Consider the following 17,240-nt stretch of genomic DNA (forward strand, 5'->3'; position numbering starts at 1 on the left):
TGGTCAGCTGCCTCGCGGCGCACTCGTCGGATTGCTCGTGGCAGGGCTCGGCGCGCTGGTCCGCCGCCGTCGCCGATCTGCCGCGTAAGCGGGGGTTGCCTCTACGGGGCGCCAACACGCCATGAGGTGAGCGTGGGCACCCTGCTGCTGCTCCGCATCGCCACCACCAGGTCCCCCGCGCCAATTGGGGCTTGACGTCTCCGAGACGTTTGGATTTCCTTTCTCCACCATGAAGACGGCTTTCCCTCGCTTTCGACTCGTCGCATCGACGGCGCTCCTCGTCGCGGCCGCCGCGGCCTGCAGCAGCGAAGATGCCGATCCTGGCACGCCAGGTTCGTCGGGCGGCTCGCCGCCAGCCGGCGGATCGGGAGGGACGGGGCGGATAGGAAACCATAGAACTCTCGCCCGTATCAAGCCCCGCGGGAACGGCGCCGGGCAAGCCGTCTTTCGCGCATCAGACACCCGCTCGCCCCGTCGCAGGGCCCGCGCGCCGTGCATTGGGTGCAGCTCTGGCTCGACGACCGCGACGTGCGTTCGCCATGACGGGCTCGGGCCGGGTGCCCACCTGCGCCGCGTCGAACCCGAACGCCATCGGTTCCCACGTTGGATCGCGCGCGGGTGCTGCCGTTCGGGGCTGCGAGGGCAAGTTCAGATGATCGAGGATGCGGCGCTCCACCGCTGAGTCGGTGATCGTGGAAAGCACGCGCATCCTCCGTTCGCATCTCGGGCATCGGAGCGCATCGAACCCGAAACGAGCGCTTCATGAGCACGGCCCACTCGACGTAGCGCGACGTAGCGAACAACTCCCCTTCGAGCAGTCGCCCCCAGTGCAAGACCGAGATCAGGGTCGGCTCAACTCGCACCGTGGGGTCGGCATGCACGAGCGACCTCGCTGAGAGCGCCGGGGGAGCGCACGGCGACGCGGGCGCGGGCGACGCGGGCACAGGCGCGTGCCCCGCGCACGGCTCAGACTTCGCGGCGCGGGCCGGTGGTTTGGGTGTCACGAGAGAGCGCCACGACGAGCGAGGCGCGAACACGCCATGGTATCTCACAAGCGGGATCTTCGGCGGAGGAATCAAAGCCGCGAGCCGGGCCCTGAACTCCAGTGGATTCATGACGCGGTGAGTGCGTCCCCGCCGAGGTATCTTCATCAAGTACGCTATACGCCCATCGGGCAGGAGCTCGATTCGATCGAGTGCGAAGGCCGGGCGGGTGCAGTACCGCACGAGCCTCTCGCGCCCCTGATCATCATCCGCTGCGATGCGCACCGCGCAATGCACGTCGAACCCGTCGCACGCCGCGGAGAAGCGTCGCTCTCGACGCTCGAAAGCCGCGTCGGGACTGTCCTTGTCTACACCACGCTGGTGGGATGGGGGAGAACGTGCTGGTGGCGAAGCTTTTCGCCGTGAGGACGAGCGCCGCTCGCCGCCTGCGGCGAACGCAGCCGCGTGCGACCGTCGCGCCCTTTTCTGTCGCGCGTGCGCCCTGACGGGTGCTCACCCGTCGCGGACACGCCACGCACGCAGATTGAACCCCATGCCCATGAATCGCTCCCCGCCTGACTTGATCGGGTAGGACCCAGCGGCTATACCCCCTCCACATAGCACGGTGAGGGAGCACGCGATATCGCGTGCGCACCGGAGGACCGGCCATCTCGGCGGAGCTATGAAAACGCCCGTCGAACGGCGGGCGACAGTGCCGTGCAGGAAAGGAGAATGCGATGAAGACGTTTCTCGGGCGCAAGCCTGCCCATCTCGTGTCCGCGTTGGTGATAGCGGCGGCCGCGTGCATCACAGTGACGGGGATCGGCGCGCAGAGCGCACAAGCGCGTGACCAGAAGGTGACACTCACCCGGACCAATCGAGACTGCAACGGCGACATCGTACCTCCGTCGCTGCCCACGCCTTTCGGCTTCGCGATCATCCACCCGACCGGCTCGCGCAAGCTGATCGCGAACGTGGTGCTCCAGGGCGGAACGGCCAACGCCACCTACAACATCCGGCTGATCCAGACGCAGAACGGGGCGGCAATCGTCCCCGAGTGCACCGAGATCGACGCCACGCTCACCACCGACGCCGCCGGAAACGGGAGCACGAACGTGCAGGAAGCGCTACTGTCCGGCGCGAACGACGCCTTCGTGGTCCTAAACAACCAGGCCAATCTCTTCGACTTCTTCACGACCGAGGAGGTCTTCTTCTGACTTCCCTCTCCCACCCACGCCGGAATTGATAGGCGGTCTCTCAGGAGGCGCCTAACACCACTGCATCACGCAGATCTGCAAGCGCTCAAAATGACTCGGATTTCCGAATCCGTGACGCAGTAAGAATCTTGAATGATTCCCCTCTGGCGATGCGGACACCGCGATATCATCGAGCGGCGCGTTGTTGCCGAGTTGATGCTCTTCTTTCTTCAATTGAGGTGCCAAGGGAAGTGCATCCTTGTTTATGCGCTAATTCATTCCGCCTGAATCTTGCGGCTCGCAGCAGTCGTGTCACGCATCGCGCTGTGCGCGAGATCGCGAGTGCTCGTCCAAGTCACCGCTAGAACGCCGAACATGTTGAAAATCGTCTAATTTCGATATGTTATGCAGCCTCCTGGATCAGCCGCTGGGCCGCCTCAAGATTCTGGATGGCTGCGGTGCGCCGGAGGTCGAACAGATTTCTCCTGGCGCCGATGTAGCGCGCGCAGTGTCCTTTCCGCGCCGCGATATGGGCGAGCGCATGCTCCACAGCTGTCCGCTGCCGGAGCACGGCGCGTCCTGCTCCGGTCTGCTGCAACTTCCGGAACTTGCCCTGCAGAGCTTCATCCTCGGCGATGGACACGGTCCGCCCTCGCCCCGAGGCAGCTTGCGTGCACTTGGCTCGGAGGGGGCACGCGCCACACTCCTCAGGATCAAACTCGACCGTATCGCCCGGTTCGAACACCTCGATCTGCCCCGCTGGACACGTGATTGTCTTGGCGCGCAGGTTGATCTTGAAGTCGCGCTTGCTGAATAGCTCCGGGCTGCGAGCCCGCTGCCCCCAAGGCTTCGAGAACACCTGGCCGCCCGCTCGGATCACGTCATCGACGACGGGACTGTTCACGTAGGCTCGATCGATGTGCAGCTCACCCAGGCGCAGCCCCTGATGCTGGATGTCCTTGGCGATCGGCGCGGCCCCCTCCTCTTCGGGCCGATTCGCCGGCGTGATCGCGCAGGCGACGATGACCGGAAGGTCAAAGTCGCGCGCGATATGTTCCTTGTAGCCGTCGAAGCGCTTCGAGCGGCTCTTGCGACCGTGGCGCATCTCGGCGTCTTCAATGGAGACACGGCGGTCAGGCGCAACGCCTTGCCGGATGCGAACGGTCCCATCCTCGGCTGTTTCCAGGTCCTGGTCTCGAACCTGTGTGACCGCGTCCAGATAGGTGCGAAGCGGCTGCTCGACGACGTCGTCCAGGTGGCGGTCGACCCACTGCTGCAGCGACGAGACCTGCCGCTCCAGGATCTGAATCGCTGCCGCCTTCTGTTTCGGGTCGCTCCAGTCCAGGTCGAGCCCGGCCTTGATACTGGGAGCCAGAAGCAGCGGGATGCCCGCCTTGCGGCAGATCTCCTCGGGCGGACGCTCCGTGATCTTCGACACGACGCGGACGATGCTGCGTGCAGCGTGGCCGAGCAGGTTGATCGTGTCCTCAACCCGCCCGGCCCCCGCTAAAGGGCGGCTATCGATGGCCACGCGCAGCGCCTTGGACACCGCACGCCTCTCGCCCTCCGTCATCGCGCCGGACCGAACAAGCGCTACGGTCCGCTCCAGCAGCATCCGGTCCATCTCGTGCGCGACCATCCGCTCTCGGAACGCCTGCAGCGCGCCCTGCGAGAACGGCGGCGTCGCCGCACCCAGGCAGCCGAGCACCATCTGCCAGCGCAGGTCGACAACGCACAACTCCACCGCCTCGGCATCCGATGCGCCGACGTAGCCTTGAAGCAGCGTGACCATGCACATCAGCGCCGGTGGATGCGGCGCCTCGCCTGCCCCCGTCGTCCGGTACATGCCCTCCAGCTGCTCCTGGAACGTCTCATCGAACAGCTCGTGCCGGTGCTGCCTGAGAAAGCCGAACAGTGCTCTCACGCGCGTCAGCCGCTTCATCAGCGCCTGCTCCTGCCGCGACAGCTCCACCGGCGGCGACCATCGTTCCATCCGTGCACCTCCGGACGCGGACGAGATCATGGCCCGACGAGACCGTCGAGCCTTGCATCGAAGCGACCAGAATTATCGCAAAATCAACCTGATCGGTCCTCTAGAGCTTGCGGGATACTGCGACCGCCAGTCCAGCGAGCGCCGGTGATGCTGTGACGAGAAATTAGATTCCGAGGAAAGCTCGGATGTCGTCGATCTCGCGCCAGAAGCTCGCCACCCGTCGAAGGCACGTACCGACGGATGCCACGTCGCAGGGTCATGGGGCCACCCCGTCGCAGGGTCATGGGACCAGGGGGAGACGACGTGATCGGTCTCGACCATGCCCGAGACCGCGGAGCGTGTCGAGGCCCCCGGAGCCGGGCGCGCAGCGACCGACGACGTCTCTCTTTTCGCAGGGTCATGGGGCCACCCAGGCCCCGGGTAGATCCCAAGCAGGGGCCGCGACGTTCAGGAGTAGGAGGGTCCACCCCGCCCCCCCGGCGACACCCGCGGTCCCGTCGACGAGGGGGCAAGGCACACCGATCGGAGCGAGGGGTCAGAGGCGCGGCCCCGGGCTCGACGTCCTCGCCGGGGCCGCAGCGGTCATCGCCGCCTGCCGCGTGGGTGGGTGGGCGGCTTGCTGCGCGCGGGCACCGGCGCGGCGGTGTTGCTCTCGTCGAGCTTCGGCTTGAGCCGCGGTCTGTACGACTCCCCCTCGATGATGAAGTCGAACGCCGCGTTCTTGAACCGATCGACGGCGCTCTGCGCGAGCAGCACGTCGTCGAACATCGCGAGCCACTCGGCCGTGTCGCGATTGCTCGTGACGATCATCGAAGCGTTGCCTGTGCGTTCGAGGAAGAGCTAGTACACGTCGCGGCTCTCCTCCTTGTTCATCGCCTCGAGGGCGAAGTCGTCGAGGATCAGCACGGAGAATGCCAACGGGTTTGAGACAGGCCGGACGAGAATCCTATGAGGGGATGGCGCTGAGGGGCGCGTTCCGGCTCTGGGCCCCAACCGGTCGAGATCGGGGTGGCCGCGGCACGGCCGTGGGCGCAGCGATGGGCTCGGGCGCGGCGCTGGTCGTGTCCGTGTGCGGCGGCGCCGCGTCCTCGCATGCGGCGGCGTCGACGGACAGCGGGTTGATCACTACCGAAGCGGGCGGCCTGCGCACGACGGGCGGACCGTTCGGGAAGCGTTCAGGATGCGCGGCGTAGGCCGTGCCGAGGGCGACCTGGCGCCGAGCCGCGATATCTTCGACGCGGCCATAGAATACATCAGCAGGTGTGAAGAGCGCAAGGCCAGAATGCTGATGAAGGTCGTTATACCAGCTGAAGAACTCCTGGCACCACGCTCGTGCATGAGCCAGCGAGGCAAAGCGTTCCGGATAGTCGGGCTGGTATTTGAGCGTCTTGAACTGCGACTCGGAGAAGGCGTTGTCCTCACTGACGTGAGGCCGGCTGAAGCTACGAACAACGCCGAGCGAGCCGAAGAGCTGAGCGAGCCCCTCCGACCTCATCGCGGAGCCGCGGTCGGCGTGCACCGTGAGCGAGCCGGGCTCGACGCTGTGGCGGGCGACGGTCTCTGCGAACAGGTGCTCGGCGAGCTCTGCGCTCTCGCGCTCGGCGAGCAGCCAGCCGACGGTCATGCGACTGAACAGGTCGAGGACGACGTACAGGCAGTAGAAGACGCCGGGCAGCGGCCCGCGCAGCTTGGTGATGTCACACGTCCAGATCTGGTTGGGGGCCGTGGCGGTGAGCGTCGCGGGGAATTCAGCGAGACAAAAGCCGGCGGGACCTGGCGGCGCCATGGCGGAGAGGTAGGGCGCGACCACGACCGCTGCTGCGGCGAGCGGCGGCTCTCAGCCCGGCAAGAGGCGGCTCTCGGATGTCTGATCCCATGATGCGCGACCAGGCACCGCCCAACACAGGCAAAACCCGATGCTCACGAACGTCGCTGCGCTCGGCTCACTCGAGACCGTGGTGCAAGAGCGCTCGATCAGGGACAATGAGTCGCTTCCGACTTGCCAGGCCCAGGCCATCGCCGCTCAAATCGAACCCGGCACGCCCACCGTCGAGGTGACCGGTAACTACGCGGGCGCCATCTGCGATTGATCTGTTTCAACCTGCAAACGTCGGGCTCTGCCGCCCGAGCGCAGGCCTGGGTAGCCGCGTCGCTGGGCTCCGGCGGCTCGCGCCGGTTCGGCACCGCAAGCGCGTCCTCGGCGACGCGGCACGAGGACCCTGCGACCGCCAACGGACGTCGAGACGGGGCGCCGCCGCCCTGTGGTCGCGCAGGCCACACCCGCGCGGCGCGGTGCGACGGCCGCGCGACAAACTCGCCGACAGCAACGCGGACTCCACGGTTCGCTGACGGCATATCGGTTGCTTGGCCGGGCGTCGAACGCACAGCGATCCAGGCGCGTCGCTGCGTGTCAGCCAGCCAGCGCCGCGGCGCCGCGCGAGCGCGCAGGAGCCCACGGAGACGACCATGTCGAAGCACTTCTTCCGCACCGCACCGTTCCTCGGAATCCTTGTCACCACCGGCTGCGCCGCGACGGCCGGCGTCGATGAGCTCGACGACGAGCCGGTCGGAGAGGCCGAGAGCGCGCTCGCCGCCGAGATGACGCTCAGCCCGAACCAGCGGATCGTCAACGCCGCCAGCCTTTACTATGCGAACCCGGACGTCGCGGTGAGCCAGTTCGCCGAGGCGTCGCTGGGCGGCTACTGCAACGGCGTGATGATCGGGCCGAACGTCTTCTTCAGCGCGGCCCACTGCGGGGGCGGGCCGACGACCATCACCTTCCGCACGTACCGGAACGGCAGCACGGCCGCGTCGGACACGGAGGCCTTCACGTGCGACGCGATGGAGCAGACGTTCAACGACACGGACGGCGTGCTCTTCTTCTGCTGGCCGAACGCCGCCGGCGAGAACCCGGGCGACAAGTACGGCTACGTCGATTTCGACGTGTCGCCGCCCGTCGTCGGACAGCAGATCTACAGCATCTCGGCGAACAACCAGCAGAACGGCAGCCTCCCCTTCGACACGCGCATGTACGCGAACGGCCAGGTCACGAGCGTCACCGGCGCGGGGCACTGGTTCACCCCGGCCTCGGCGCCGAACACCGGCGTCGAGATGAACGTCTGGGGGGAAGGTGGCATGAGCGGCTCGCCCCATTTCAACGCGGCGAACGGCAAGATGATCATCGCCCCGCTGTCCACGGCGTGCTCCGGCGGGTGCTGGGGCCGCAACGCCCTCTCGATGCGCGATCTGCTCTTCTGGGGTTACGTCAACCCGAGCTTCGACCCCGCGGCCCAGGGCCCCACGGTCAACGTCTCGCTCGTCACGAGCCTCGGCCTCACCCCGGCCAACTACTACGGCTGGGCGGACAAGGAGCTCGACTGGGAGTTCGACATCCAGCGCGACCTCGAGCGGCTGCGCGGCGAGGCGCGGCGCGACTGGTACAACCTCGGCTTCGACAGCGTGCGCCGCAACGCGCTCTGGGACCTCACCGCGCTCGCGACCCTCGACGTGACGAACCGGTGGGCGCGCATCAACCGCACGACCGGCGCGGGCTACGCCGACGCGCTCTCGCACGGCAAGCTGAACCTGGCCGCGGGCAGCTACCGGATCACGCTCATGACCAACACGCAGGCGAGCCAGTACACGAGCTCGCTGTGGGTGGGGCTGAAGAGCGGCACGACATGGCTCGGGGGCGAATACGTGGCGAACACCGTGGGATCGGGCTGGCAGATGCACACGTTCGAGGTGAACGCCCCGTCCGACGGGCTCACGCTCGGGCTCGGCGTATTCGGGACCGCGGACATCCTCGTGTCCGCGCCGAGCGTCGTGAAGAGCACCGCCGTCATGAACTTCGACACCTTCGACAAGCGCACGAACTGGCGCAACGACGTCGACGGGAGCCGGGCGCAGGTGGTCCCGGACGGGCGGGTGACGGGCACGCCCAACTGGGCGGTCCGCGTGACGCAGAGCGCGACGGGCTACCCGGTGCGCAACCGCCAGCTCGCGCTGGCCGCGGGGCGGCCGTACCAGATCTGCTTCGACGCGCGCAGGACCACCGCGAGCGGGTCTTCCCAGGCCGAGCTCCGCGTCGTGAGCGGCGGCGCCCAGGTGATGTGGACGAGCTTCTCGCCCTCGAGCGCGTGGAGCACCACCTGCTCGGCGACGTTCACCCCGCCGTCGGACGACAACAACCTGCAGATCCGCGCCTCGACCGGCGATCCGGTCCTCGTCGACAACATCGCGATCACCGCGATGTGAGCCGGCGCCGTCGCGCCGCCCGCCTGCACCTCCTCGGCGCGCGTTTCCCGGGGCGAGCCGCCGGCACGATGGGCGGCCCCTGGACGTCCGCGAGCGGGGCGGGCCCGTCGAGCTCCGGCGCTGCCAGCGCAGCGCCGAGCGCGGCGCGGACGCGCACGCGGTCGGGCTTCAGGCACCACGGCGCCCTCTCGAGCGTTCGATATCGTGACATGTCATGTGACATGTCACGTGACATGTCACGGATCCGGCAGGCGCTCTCGATGCGCACGGATGCCAGAGCCGCGAACGCGAGGACGATGCGCTAGCGGCCCGTCGGGAGGCCCCCTTCGTGCTTGGATGTCGAGAGAGGCTCGCTTCTCTGGCATGCAGCTTGCCAATGCCCCGTGTCGACGGGGCGGCGCTCCGTCTGGCTTTCTTGCACCGTGATGCAATGGGAGGTTGACGGGTCATGCTCAGAGGAATTCGGTTCACGATGGCGGCGGCCGTCTTGCTGGTGGGCTCCGAGGCGATGGCGTGGTCCACGGGGCCGATCCCCGGCACCAGCGCGGTCGGACACACGGCGCAGGGCTATGCGTGGAAAGACTGGGGAGGGGGCGCCTGGAGCAAGTGGCACAGCGTCGCCTACAGCGATACCACCGGCGACGTCGTCATGGTCGCCCGCCGGGAGGCCAACGTCGGCTTCCCCTTCGGATGGATGCCCTGGGTGATAGAGACGGTCGATGAATCCGTGAACTTCCTCAACGGCCTCTCGATGGCCATCGGCAAGGAGGACGGCACCGAGTTCATCGCGTACGTCGACGTCGACACGTATCGTCTGAAGGTCGCAAGGCGGGTCGGCGGAAACGCCGGCAACTGCGGCGTCCTCAGCCAGTGGGACTGCGAGACGGTCGACTCCGTCGATGTGGTTCGTACCCCCTCGATCGAGGTCAGGTACGACTCGGGGATCCAGGATTACATCGTCTATGTCGTCTACACCACGGAGACGAGCGCTGGCGTCCGGAGCCTGAAACACGCGCGGAAGACCGGCGGAAATCCGTGGTTCACCGGGACGATCAAGGCGAACACGAACCAGATCAGGCTGGCCTCCGACGCGATCGCCCTCGATGGCGGGACGCCGCTCGTCGCCTTCGCCGAGAGCTCGGTCGGGGTGCAGGTGAGCCGGTTCGTCGGGCCCTCTCTCGGCACCTGGACGACCACCCTGATCGACGCGAACGGCGGGGGCTACGCGTCGATGGACGCCAGGTCGCTCCGTCGCGAGATCGTGTACACGAGCAACAATGATTTGAAGTCCGCCTCGTGGAGCTTCTTGACCGGGAACTGGACGGTGAGCACCGTCGACACGGCGGTTCAGGGGTCCTATCTATCCCTGGTGATCGATGACGCCTTCAACCCGCAGATCGCCTACAGAAAGGGCTCAGCGCCCTGGCTGGCCAGGCGGGGGACGAGCGGGTGGAGCACCACGGGCACGGTCACGCCCACCGCCGCGGGCTATAACCCGTCCCTTCAACTGGACACCCATCCCGCGACCGACACCGCCATCCTCATCCACATGAACAGCAACCGCGTCATGCACGTCACCGACGAATAGGCAGCCGCCTGCTCGAGGGCATCGGGGTTCACCAAGCTCGTTCGGTCGCGCTCAGACCACGCCCACCACCATGGCTCACGAACGTGGTCGTGACCGATGGTGGGGGGGCGGGCTTCGTCACGGGACGAACGCGATGTCGTCCACGAGCATGTCGAACACGGTCGACTTCGCCGTGTGGAACTCGATCGAGTAAGCGTGCGCAGCGTCGAACGCCGGGGGCGCAGGCACGCCCCAGCCGTCCGTGCTGAGGATATCGAACATGACCGTGTACTGCGCCCACTCGGTCGTGATGTCGATCCCCTCGCCGAAGTGATCGCCGCAGCCGGAGCCTTCACACACGCCGCCCTCGCGATCGGTGTTGCGGTCGGGGAAGTTCACGTAGATGTGCGTCGGCGCCGCCGCCTTGGCCCAGAAGGTCAGGCCCGAGTAGGCAGACGCGTCGTGGGTGAGCTTCGCGCCCCCTGGGGCGAAGTTCAGGTCGAACCCCATGCCGGCCCCCCTCGAGAGGAAGCCGCTCCCCGCGACGTGAGCGGCGTACTCGCTCGGATCGTGCCCGGGCGAGACCGGTACGAACGGGCGGCCGGGCAGAGGGGTCTGCGCGCCGCCCCGGGTGCCGTCGTTGTACGTGTACCAGCTGCCGACACGGTCCTTGCACCGGAGGATCGCGCCGTCGCCGTCCTCCAGATCGTCGAGGAGCGCGGTGCAGGCAGGGAGCTCGGGCTCCGCGTCCGAGCCGCCCGATCCGCCGGCGCCGCCCGCCCCCTCGTCCGAGCCGCCGGCTCCCCCGGCGCCGTCATCGATGCCGAACGGATCCGGGTCGTATTCGCCGGGCGAGATGCCAAGGACGAGGCCGCATCCGCTCAGCGACACCGACGCGCAGAGGGCGACCGTGAGCACCTGGAAGCGCATCAGAAGCTGCCTTGCACGAGCGCGCCGCCCAGCGCGGGCGAAAGCCCGAGCGACGCGCCCTGGGTCGAGCCCTTCGCGGTGAGCCACAGCACGCCGCCGCCGGCGATGGCCGCGAGGCCGACGCCGAAGACCACGGTCGCGACGTTCGCGCGCGCCACGGCGCTGCCGCGGATGTCCATGCCGCGCCGATCGCAGCGGTCGCCGTTGCAGAACGGGCGCGACTCGTCGAACCTCGACTTCGCCGCGAAGCCGAGCCCCGCCCCGACGCCGACGGCGACGACCCCCGCGCCTGCCGTGACGAGCGCGATCGTGCGGCGCCCATCCCCCGCGCCGCCCGCGTCGCTCGACGCGGGATCGTCCTCCAGCGCGCGCACGACGAGGGTCGAGGTCACGCCGCCCGGCTTCACCTCGACCTGCGCCGTCCACGCCCGCTTGCCCGGCGCGCTCGCCTGGATCACGTGGGTCCCCGCGTCGACCGGCATGGGCACGCCCCACTGGCCGGGGCCGACCGGCGTGCCGTCGCGCTTCACCTCGAGGCCCGGCGTGCTCGCGGCCTCGACGACCACCGAGAGGCGCGAGACCTTCGGCTGGACGGCCGCCGCGCGCTCGCGCGCCTTCGCCTCCTTCTCCCGGTCGCCGCTCGCGTGCACCCGCGCGGCGACCTCGAGGAAGTGCGCCCACGCGGAGGCCATCTTGCCGATGCGCTCGTAGCAATCGGCGAGGAAATAGCGGGTGTTGACGCTGTCGTAGAGGCGCAGGCTCTCCTCGTACTTGGGGCAGGCGCGCGACGCCTGGCCAGCGTCGACGAGCGCTCCCGCCTCCCGGAACAGCGCCACGGCGCCCGCCTTGTCCTCGGCCCTCGCCGCGCGCCCGCCAGCGATCGCCGCGGCCAGGCCGATGCCGATCGCGCAGAGGCGCGCGGCGCACCCGCGCTTCGGTCGGCCTTTCGTCTGCGGCGGCGTCATCGTGTCGGCGAAGGTATCAGAAGACATCGCGCGAGAACGGGTCGGCGCTGGAGGGCCGCTTCCCCTGCGGCGCGCCGCGCTTCGCCGGCTGCGCCGAGCCGCCCGGCCTCGCGGGCCTCTGCGCGGCGGGGGCGCCGGGGGCGGCGGCGCGCGCCTCGGGCGGCGGCCCCTCGGCCGACGCGCCGGGAGCGGCGCTGGGCGGCGGCACGGCGCTGGCGGCCGGCTCGACGGCCGCGTCCGGCCCGGCGCTCGGCTGCGCGGGGACCGGCTCCGGCCCGGCGCTCGGCTGCGCGGGGCGCGGCTCCGGGACCGCGCCCTGAGGGCCCGCCGACGACGCCGTCTCGCGCTCGATGTCGCGCGGGGCCCGGTCCGACATGCGCCAGAAGAGCAGGCCGCCGCTCACGAGCGCAAGGCCGAGCCCGATCGCGGCGGCGCGCTTCTCGCGCGACGCTGGCCTGCGGTTCGTCGTACCGAGCGGCGCGATGGTGAGCGCTCCCCCGCCGAGGGGCACGGTCGACGCGGGGAGCGTCGCCCCGGCCGCAGTGACCGCCGTGGCGGTGCGAGCAGCGCCGGGCGGCAGGGCCCCGGCCGGGAGCGCGCCGCGCAGCGCGCCGAAGAGGCGCTCGGCCGCCGCGCGCGCGTGCGGCGGAGCGAACGGCACCAGCGCGAGCGCGAGATCCGCGACGGTCGGGAACCGGCGATCGCGATCGCGCGCGATCGCCGCGAGGATCACGTGCTCCAGCGGCTCCGGGAGGTCCGGGCGGAGGGCGCGCGGCCGCTGCGGCTCCCCCTGCGTGACCAGGTAGACCAGCTGCGCGAGCTCGTGCGCGAAGAACGGCGTTCGCCCCGTGAGCAGCTCGAAGAGGACGACGCCCAGCGAATAGATGTCCGCGCGGCCGTCGACGTCGCTCGAGGAGCGGAGCTGCTCGGGGGACATGTAGAGGGGCGAGCCGAGCACTCCCCCCACCCGCGTCAACGCGTGGTCCTCCGCGTGCGTCATCTTGGAGATCCCGAAGTCGAGCACCTTGACGCACGGCGAGCCGTCCGCGTTCCGCGTGACGAACAGGTTGCTCGGCTTCACGTCCCGGTGAACGATGCCTTGCGCGTGCGCCTCCGCGAGCGCCTCGCAGACCTGGAGCACCAGCTCGACGGCCACGGGCACCGCGAGGCGCCCGCTCTCCGCGAGCACGGCGGCGAGGTCCCTCCCCTCGAGGTGATCCATCACCATGTACGGCGCGCCGCTCTCGAGCGTGCCGACGTCGGCGACGCGCACGACGTGCTGGCTGCGGACGCGCACGGCGGCGCGCCCCTCCCTCAGGAAGCGCTGGAGGATCTCCGGATCCCGCACGTACTTCGGCAACAGCACCTTGATCGCGACGCGCTCGTCGAGGGCCAGGTGGCGCGCGGCGACGACGAGCCCCATGGCGCCCCGCCCGAGGACGCTCTCCACGCGATACTTGCCGAGGAGGACATCCCCAGGGGCAATCGTGGTCTCGTCGGGGCTCGACATGGCAGGCCAGGGCGGAAGAAGGGCATCCACTATGCCACGTCACGGTCAGAGGCTCATGCAATTTTCCACCGGGCCGGCCTCAGCCGGGCAGCGCTGCCATGGATTGGCCTCTCCTGTCCTGTCGCGGCCGCTCCACCCTGACTCGTCGCAACCCGCCGGGACCAGAGCGACGACGACCCAATCTTCAGCGATGGCCGCGGCGCTGACGGGCCCTTCCATTCCTTTCACCGATTGTTACGAAACGACACACCGACGGATCGTTACGAAACGACACACCTCCTCGCCCAGCGATCGGGATTGCCTCGACTACGCGCCTCGGCTTGCCTGCAAAAATATGATACAAATGCTCTCACACATGGAAGCCGCATCGCGGCAATTCACATCAAGATCAGAAGCGACCGATGGGACGTCGGCGAGTCGCGATTTCTGTTCTACTCGTCGACTGTTATTGATATAGCGATAGCGAGGTAGCCAATGACCACCACCCTTCGATTCGTCGCGCCCGCCGCCGCTTCCCTCGCAACCGTGTTGCTCGCGATCTCGCCGTCATTGGCGGCTTCGTGGCAGACCCGGGTCAACTACGGCGGGAACACGCCCATGGACCTCTACGTCCCGGACAAGGTCGACGCTTCGCCGGGGGTCGTGGTCTCGCTGCACTACTGCAGCGGGAACGCCGGAAACGCTCACGGCTGGTTCCAGAGTCTGGCGGATCAGCACGGCTTCCTCATCATCACTCCGCAAGCAGGCGGCAACTGCTTTGACGCGACGCCCGCGCGCAGCGGTGAGCGAGAGGCCATCACCAAGATGGTCCAGTACGCCATCACACAGCACCACGCCGATCCGACCCGAGTCTTCGCTGCGGGGGCCTCCTCCGGCGCTTGCATGACGAATGCGCTCCTCGCTGCCTACCCCGACGTGTTCGCCGGGGGTTCGGTGCTGGCTGGTGTTCCCGCCGGCGCCTGGACGGGAGGCAACGCCTATGGCTGGACGACCCCTGCCAACAGGACCGCTGCCCAGTGGGGTGACATCGTGCGCAAGGCGAGCCCGAACTTCACCGGCGCACGGCCTCGGCTTCAGCTCTGGCACGGAACGGGTGACACCACGCTCAACTACGACCCGAACTTTCCTGCCGAGATCGCGCAGTGGACGAACGTCCTGGGTCTGAATCAGTCCGACGGCAAGACGAGCAGCTTCAGGGGTTCCTCGGATACCTGGAATCGGTCCTCTTACACGAATGCTGCGGGGAAGCTCGTCCTGGAGACGAACTCCGCGCAAGGCGCCCCGCACGATCTCTCGGGGCGAGGCTTGTGGGGCGACGCCGTGCGCTTCTTCGGGCTGGATATGGACCCTCCGTCCACCGGCGAAGGCGCGGGCGGCGGTGATGGAACCGGAGGCAGCGACGCATCGGGCGGAGGTGGCGCCGCAAACGGCAGCGCTTCAGGCGCAGGCGGCAGCGCGACCAGCGGCGCTGGCGGCGAAGGTGGCAGCGTGACCAGCGGCGCTGGCGGCGAAGGTGGCAGCGCGACCAGCGGCGCCGGTAACGGAGCGACCACCGGAGGCGCGGCGGAAGGCGCCGGCGGAGCCACCACGGGCGGGTCGACGGGCAACGGGGGTGGAAGCACCTCTTCCGGAGACAGCGATCCGGCCACGACAGGCGGCGACGGCACGTCGGACGACGCGGGTGGGTGCAGCTTCAACGTGGCCTCCAGGGGTCAGCTGCCTCGCGGCGCGCTCGTCGGATTGCTCGTGGCAGGGCTCGGCGCGGTGGTCCGCCGCCGTCGCCGCTCTGCTGCGTGAGCGTGCAGCGCCGGCGAGGAGCTCGGTCCAAGGTGCCAGCGGCAGCCAGAGCTGGCGGTAGTCGTTATCCCCCCCGCAGTACACCTTTCGATCCATCTTCAGCCCGCAGTTGAAGCTGGCACTCACGCTGATCGCGGCGAAGGTGCCCTCGGGATCCGTAGATTTTCCGAATTCGAGCTTCCCTTAGCAATTTACCGTGCCATCCGTGCTCAGTCCGCAGGTGTGATCCGTGCCTGCGCCGATCTGGAGGAACGTGCCTTCGGGGCTTGACGTTTCCGAGACGTTTGGATTTCCTTCCATCATGAAGACGGCTTTCCCTCGCTTTCGACTCGTCGCATCGGCGGCGCTCCTCGTCGCGGCCGCCGCGTCCTGCAGCAGCGAAGATGCCGATCCTGGCACGTCAGGTTCGTCGGGCGGCTCACCGCCGGCCTCCGGGTCGGGCGGGACGGGTGGAACAGCCGCGAGCAGCGGCGGTGCGGGTTCAGGCTCGGGCGCCTCGAGCACCGGAGGATCCGGCGGCAGCTCCACGGGAGGTTCGTCCGCGGTCGGCACAGGAGCAGGCGGCGGCGGCTCGGCAGGCACGGCATCGGGGGGTTCGGGAGGGTCGACACCCGAGACGGGCGATCGCTCGCCGGAAGGCACCTGCGCGCGCTTCAACGCCGACACCGCCGACATGAGCGAAGGCACGTGGAGCGGCTCGCTGGATCCCGAGTGCGACCCGGGAGACATCTCTGCCGACGGTCGAGCGAACGCGCTCCGGCTCTTCAACCTGTACCGCTGGCTGGCGGACTTGCCCCCGGTCGTGACCGAGCCCACCCGCGACGTGCAGGCCCAGGCCTGCGCGCTCATGATGGACGCGAACAATGACCTCTCGCACGAGCCGCCGGAGAGCTGGAAGTGCTACTCGAAAGCAGGCGCGGACGGCGCGAGGACGAGCAACATCTCGAGTGGCCCCGGCGTCGCGAGCGTTCAGGGCTATTTGATCGACCCCGGGAACGAGACGACCTTCGGCCACCGGCGCATCATCCTTGCGAACGATCTCGGCCCGATCGGCCTCGGCTCGACCGGCAAGAACGGCGCCTCCTGCATGCAGAACATCGGAGGGACGGGGCGCGCCGGCAAGGAGTGGACGGCCTGGCCTCCGCCCGGGGTGTTCCCGATGCAGGCGTACGGCGACCGCTGGAGCTCACTCAGCGACACCGGCTGGTCGATTCAGAGCGAGGACATCGAGCTCGAGAACGCCGAGGTCACGATCACGAGCGGCGGAGCCCCGCTGGCCGTCGACGTGGAGCCGCTCCAGGGGCGCTACGGCTCCACGAACGCCATCCGCATCGTGCCGAACGGCTGGGACCCTGAAGCCGGCAACACCTACTCCGTGAGCGTCTCCGGAATCTCGGCGAGCATCGCCTACGATGTCGTGTTCGTCGACTGCGAATAGAGGATTCTCGTTCCCCTTCAGCTCCGGCAAGAACATCATTTCGGGACCTTGACGTCGAGCTTGCCGAGGCGCGCGAGCAGCGGCCCCCGATCCTCCATGGCCACGCCGACGAGCCTCCGCGCAGACGCGTCGTCGAGCTTCGGGACGGATTGCGCTGCGAATCGCGCCTCGTCCGCGGCGGGGACCTGGAAGATCAGGTGGTAGACGCCGCTGTTCGAGATCGCGAGCACGCGCTGCGTCTCCCCCAGGCCGAGCAATCGACAGAGCGCCGCGGCAAGGAATCCCGCGGCGGCGCGAGCGAGAGCGCCGCCGCGAAGCGAGAGCGAGACGTGGTGCTCTCGTCCGGTCTCGCCGGCCTCGGCGACGGTATACACCACGGCGATGTCGGCGGACGTGATGAACGCATTGCCCTCGGCGAACGGGTCCGCGGGCGGGCCCCCTCCGGGGCGCTTGAGCGCGGTGTCCTTGGCGCGGCCGAGCCCGCGCGAGAGCTCGATCAGGTGGTCCGGCGAGAACAGCCGATCGTAACGCGGCCGCTTCATCGCGAACCGGTAGACCAGGAACACAACGAGCCCGACGAGCAGCCATTTCAGCATCGGACCTT

13 protein-coding genes and 2 pseudogenes are annotated in these 17,240 nt (G+C 68.7%); 6 read left to right on the top strand and 9 right to left on the bottom strand.

Annotated features, from left to right (window positions below; all coding sequences use genetic code 11):
• Positions 1-410: 410 nt before the first annotated feature.
• Positions 411-1,289, bottom strand: a pseudogene (locus WME82_RS22860) (transposase); the annotation flags it as partial.
• Between the two features lie 431 nt (positions 1,290-1,720).
• On the opposite strand from WME82_RS22860, the gene WME82_RS22865 reads away from it, so the two are divergent.
• On the top strand, positions 1,721-2,200 hold the full coding sequence (locus WME82_RS22865) for a hypothetical protein (protein ID WP_438044529.1): 480 nt from the start codon (positions 1,721-1,723) through the stop codon (positions 2,198-2,200).
• Positions 2,201-2,582: 382 nt separating this feature from the next.
• Here the strand turns inward: WME82_RS22865 and WME82_RS22870 are convergent, their stop codons facing one another.
• The 3 genes and pseudogenes from WME82_RS22870 to WME82_RS22880 form a co-directional block, all read right to left on the bottom strand.
• Complete coding sequence (locus WME82_RS22870) at positions 2,583-4,172, bottom strand: IS1182 family transposase (RefSeq protein ID WP_438044530.1); 1,590 nt, start codon at positions 4,170-4,172, stop codon at positions 2,583-2,585.
• Positions 4,173-4,754: 582 nt separating this feature from the next.
• Positions 4,755-4,991 (bottom strand): annotated as a pseudogene (locus WME82_RS22875) (ATP-binding protein); the annotation flags it as partial.
• A 127-nt stretch (positions 4,992-5,118) separates the two neighbouring features.
• Positions 5,119-5,982 (bottom strand): transposase, encoded by an 864-nt coding sequence (locus WME82_RS22880; RefSeq protein ID WP_438044531.1) that lies wholly within the window; start codon positions 5,980-5,982, stop codon positions 5,119-5,121.
• A 106-nt stretch (positions 5,983-6,088) separates the two neighbouring features.
• On the opposite strand from WME82_RS22880, the gene WME82_RS22885 reads away from it, so the two are divergent.
• The 3 genes from WME82_RS22885 (at position 6,089) to WME82_RS22895 (ending at position 10,017) form a co-directional block, all read left to right on the top strand.
• Positions 6,089-6,262 carry a hypothetical protein gene (locus WME82_RS22885; protein ID WP_438044532.1) on the top strand — a complete coding sequence of 58 codons (174 nt, stop codon included), beginning with the start codon at positions 6,089-6,091 and terminating at the stop codon, positions 6,260-6,262.
• Between the two features lie 376 nt (positions 6,263-6,638).
• Positions 6,639-8,429 carry a trypsin-like serine peptidase gene (locus tag WME82_RS22890; protein ID WP_438044533.1) on the top strand — a complete coding sequence of 597 codons (1,791 nt, stop codon included), beginning with the start codon at positions 6,639-6,641 and terminating at the stop codon, positions 8,427-8,429.
• 448 nt (positions 8,430-8,877) lie between these two features.
• Positions 8,878-10,017 (top strand): hypothetical protein, encoded by a 1,140-nt coding sequence (locus tag WME82_RS22895; protein WP_438044534.1) that lies wholly within the window; start codon positions 8,878-8,880, stop codon positions 10,015-10,017.
• Between the two features lie 117 nt (positions 10,018-10,134).
• On the opposite strand, the gene WME82_RS22900 is transcribed toward WME82_RS22895, so the two are convergent.
• The 3 genes from WME82_RS22900 to WME82_RS22910 are packed head-to-tail and all read right to left on the bottom strand — an operon-like array spanning position 10,135 to position 13,401.
• Positions 10,135-10,926, bottom strand: coding sequence for a hypothetical protein (locus WME82_RS22900; protein ID WP_438044535.1), 792 nt, complete (start codon positions 10,924-10,926; stop codon positions 10,135-10,137).
• Positions 10,926-11,918 (bottom strand): hypothetical protein, encoded by a 993-nt coding sequence (locus tag WME82_RS22905; RefSeq protein ID WP_438044536.1) that lies wholly within the window; start codon positions 11,916-11,918, stop codon positions 10,926-10,928. The genes WME82_RS22900 and WME82_RS22905 overlap by 1 nt, the downstream gene beginning before the upstream one ends.
• Positions 11,908-13,401, bottom strand: coding sequence for a protein kinase domain-containing protein (locus WME82_RS22910; protein WP_438044537.1), 1,494 nt, complete (start codon positions 13,399-13,401; stop codon positions 11,908-11,910). Before WME82_RS22910 ends, WME82_RS22905 begins: the two co-directional genes overlap by 11 nt.
• A gap of 474 nt (positions 13,402-13,875) precedes the next feature.
• Here WME82_RS22910 and WME82_RS22915 point away from each other — a divergent pair, with 474 nt between their 5' ends.
• Positions 13,876-15,198, top strand: a complete 1,323-nt coding sequence (locus tag WME82_RS22915; protein WP_438044538.1) for an extracellular catalytic domain type 1 short-chain-length polyhydroxyalkanoate depolymerase — start codon at positions 13,876-13,878, stop codon at positions 15,196-15,198.
• A 183-nt stretch (positions 15,199-15,381) separates the two neighbouring features.
• On the opposite strand, the gene WME82_RS22920 is transcribed toward WME82_RS22915, so the two are convergent.
• Positions 15,382-15,726: a hypothetical protein gene (locus WME82_RS22920; RefSeq protein ID WP_438044539.1), complete on the bottom strand. Its 345-nt coding sequence runs from the start codon at positions 15,724-15,726 to the stop codon at positions 15,382-15,384.
• A gap of 145 nt (positions 15,727-15,871) precedes the next feature.
• Between WME82_RS22920 and WME82_RS22925 the strand changes: the two genes are divergently transcribed.
• Positions 15,872-16,636, top strand: a complete 765-nt coding sequence (locus WME82_RS22925; protein WP_437917114.1) for a CAP domain-containing protein — start codon at positions 15,872-15,874, stop codon at positions 16,634-16,636.
• A gap of 35 nt (positions 16,637-16,671) precedes the next feature.
• On the opposite strand, the gene WME82_RS22930 is transcribed toward WME82_RS22925, so the two are convergent.
• Entirely contained in the window at positions 16,672-17,232 is a 561-nt protein-coding gene (locus tag WME82_RS22930) for a hypothetical protein (RefSeq protein ID WP_438044540.1), read from the bottom strand.
• Between the last annotated feature and the right edge of the window lie 8 nt (positions 17,233-17,240).

Source organism: Sorangium sp. So ce128 (assembly GCF_051525245.1).
Taxonomy (GTDB): domain Bacteria; phylum Myxococcota_A; class Polyangia; order Polyangiales; family Polyangiaceae; genus Sorangium; species Sorangium cellulosum_B.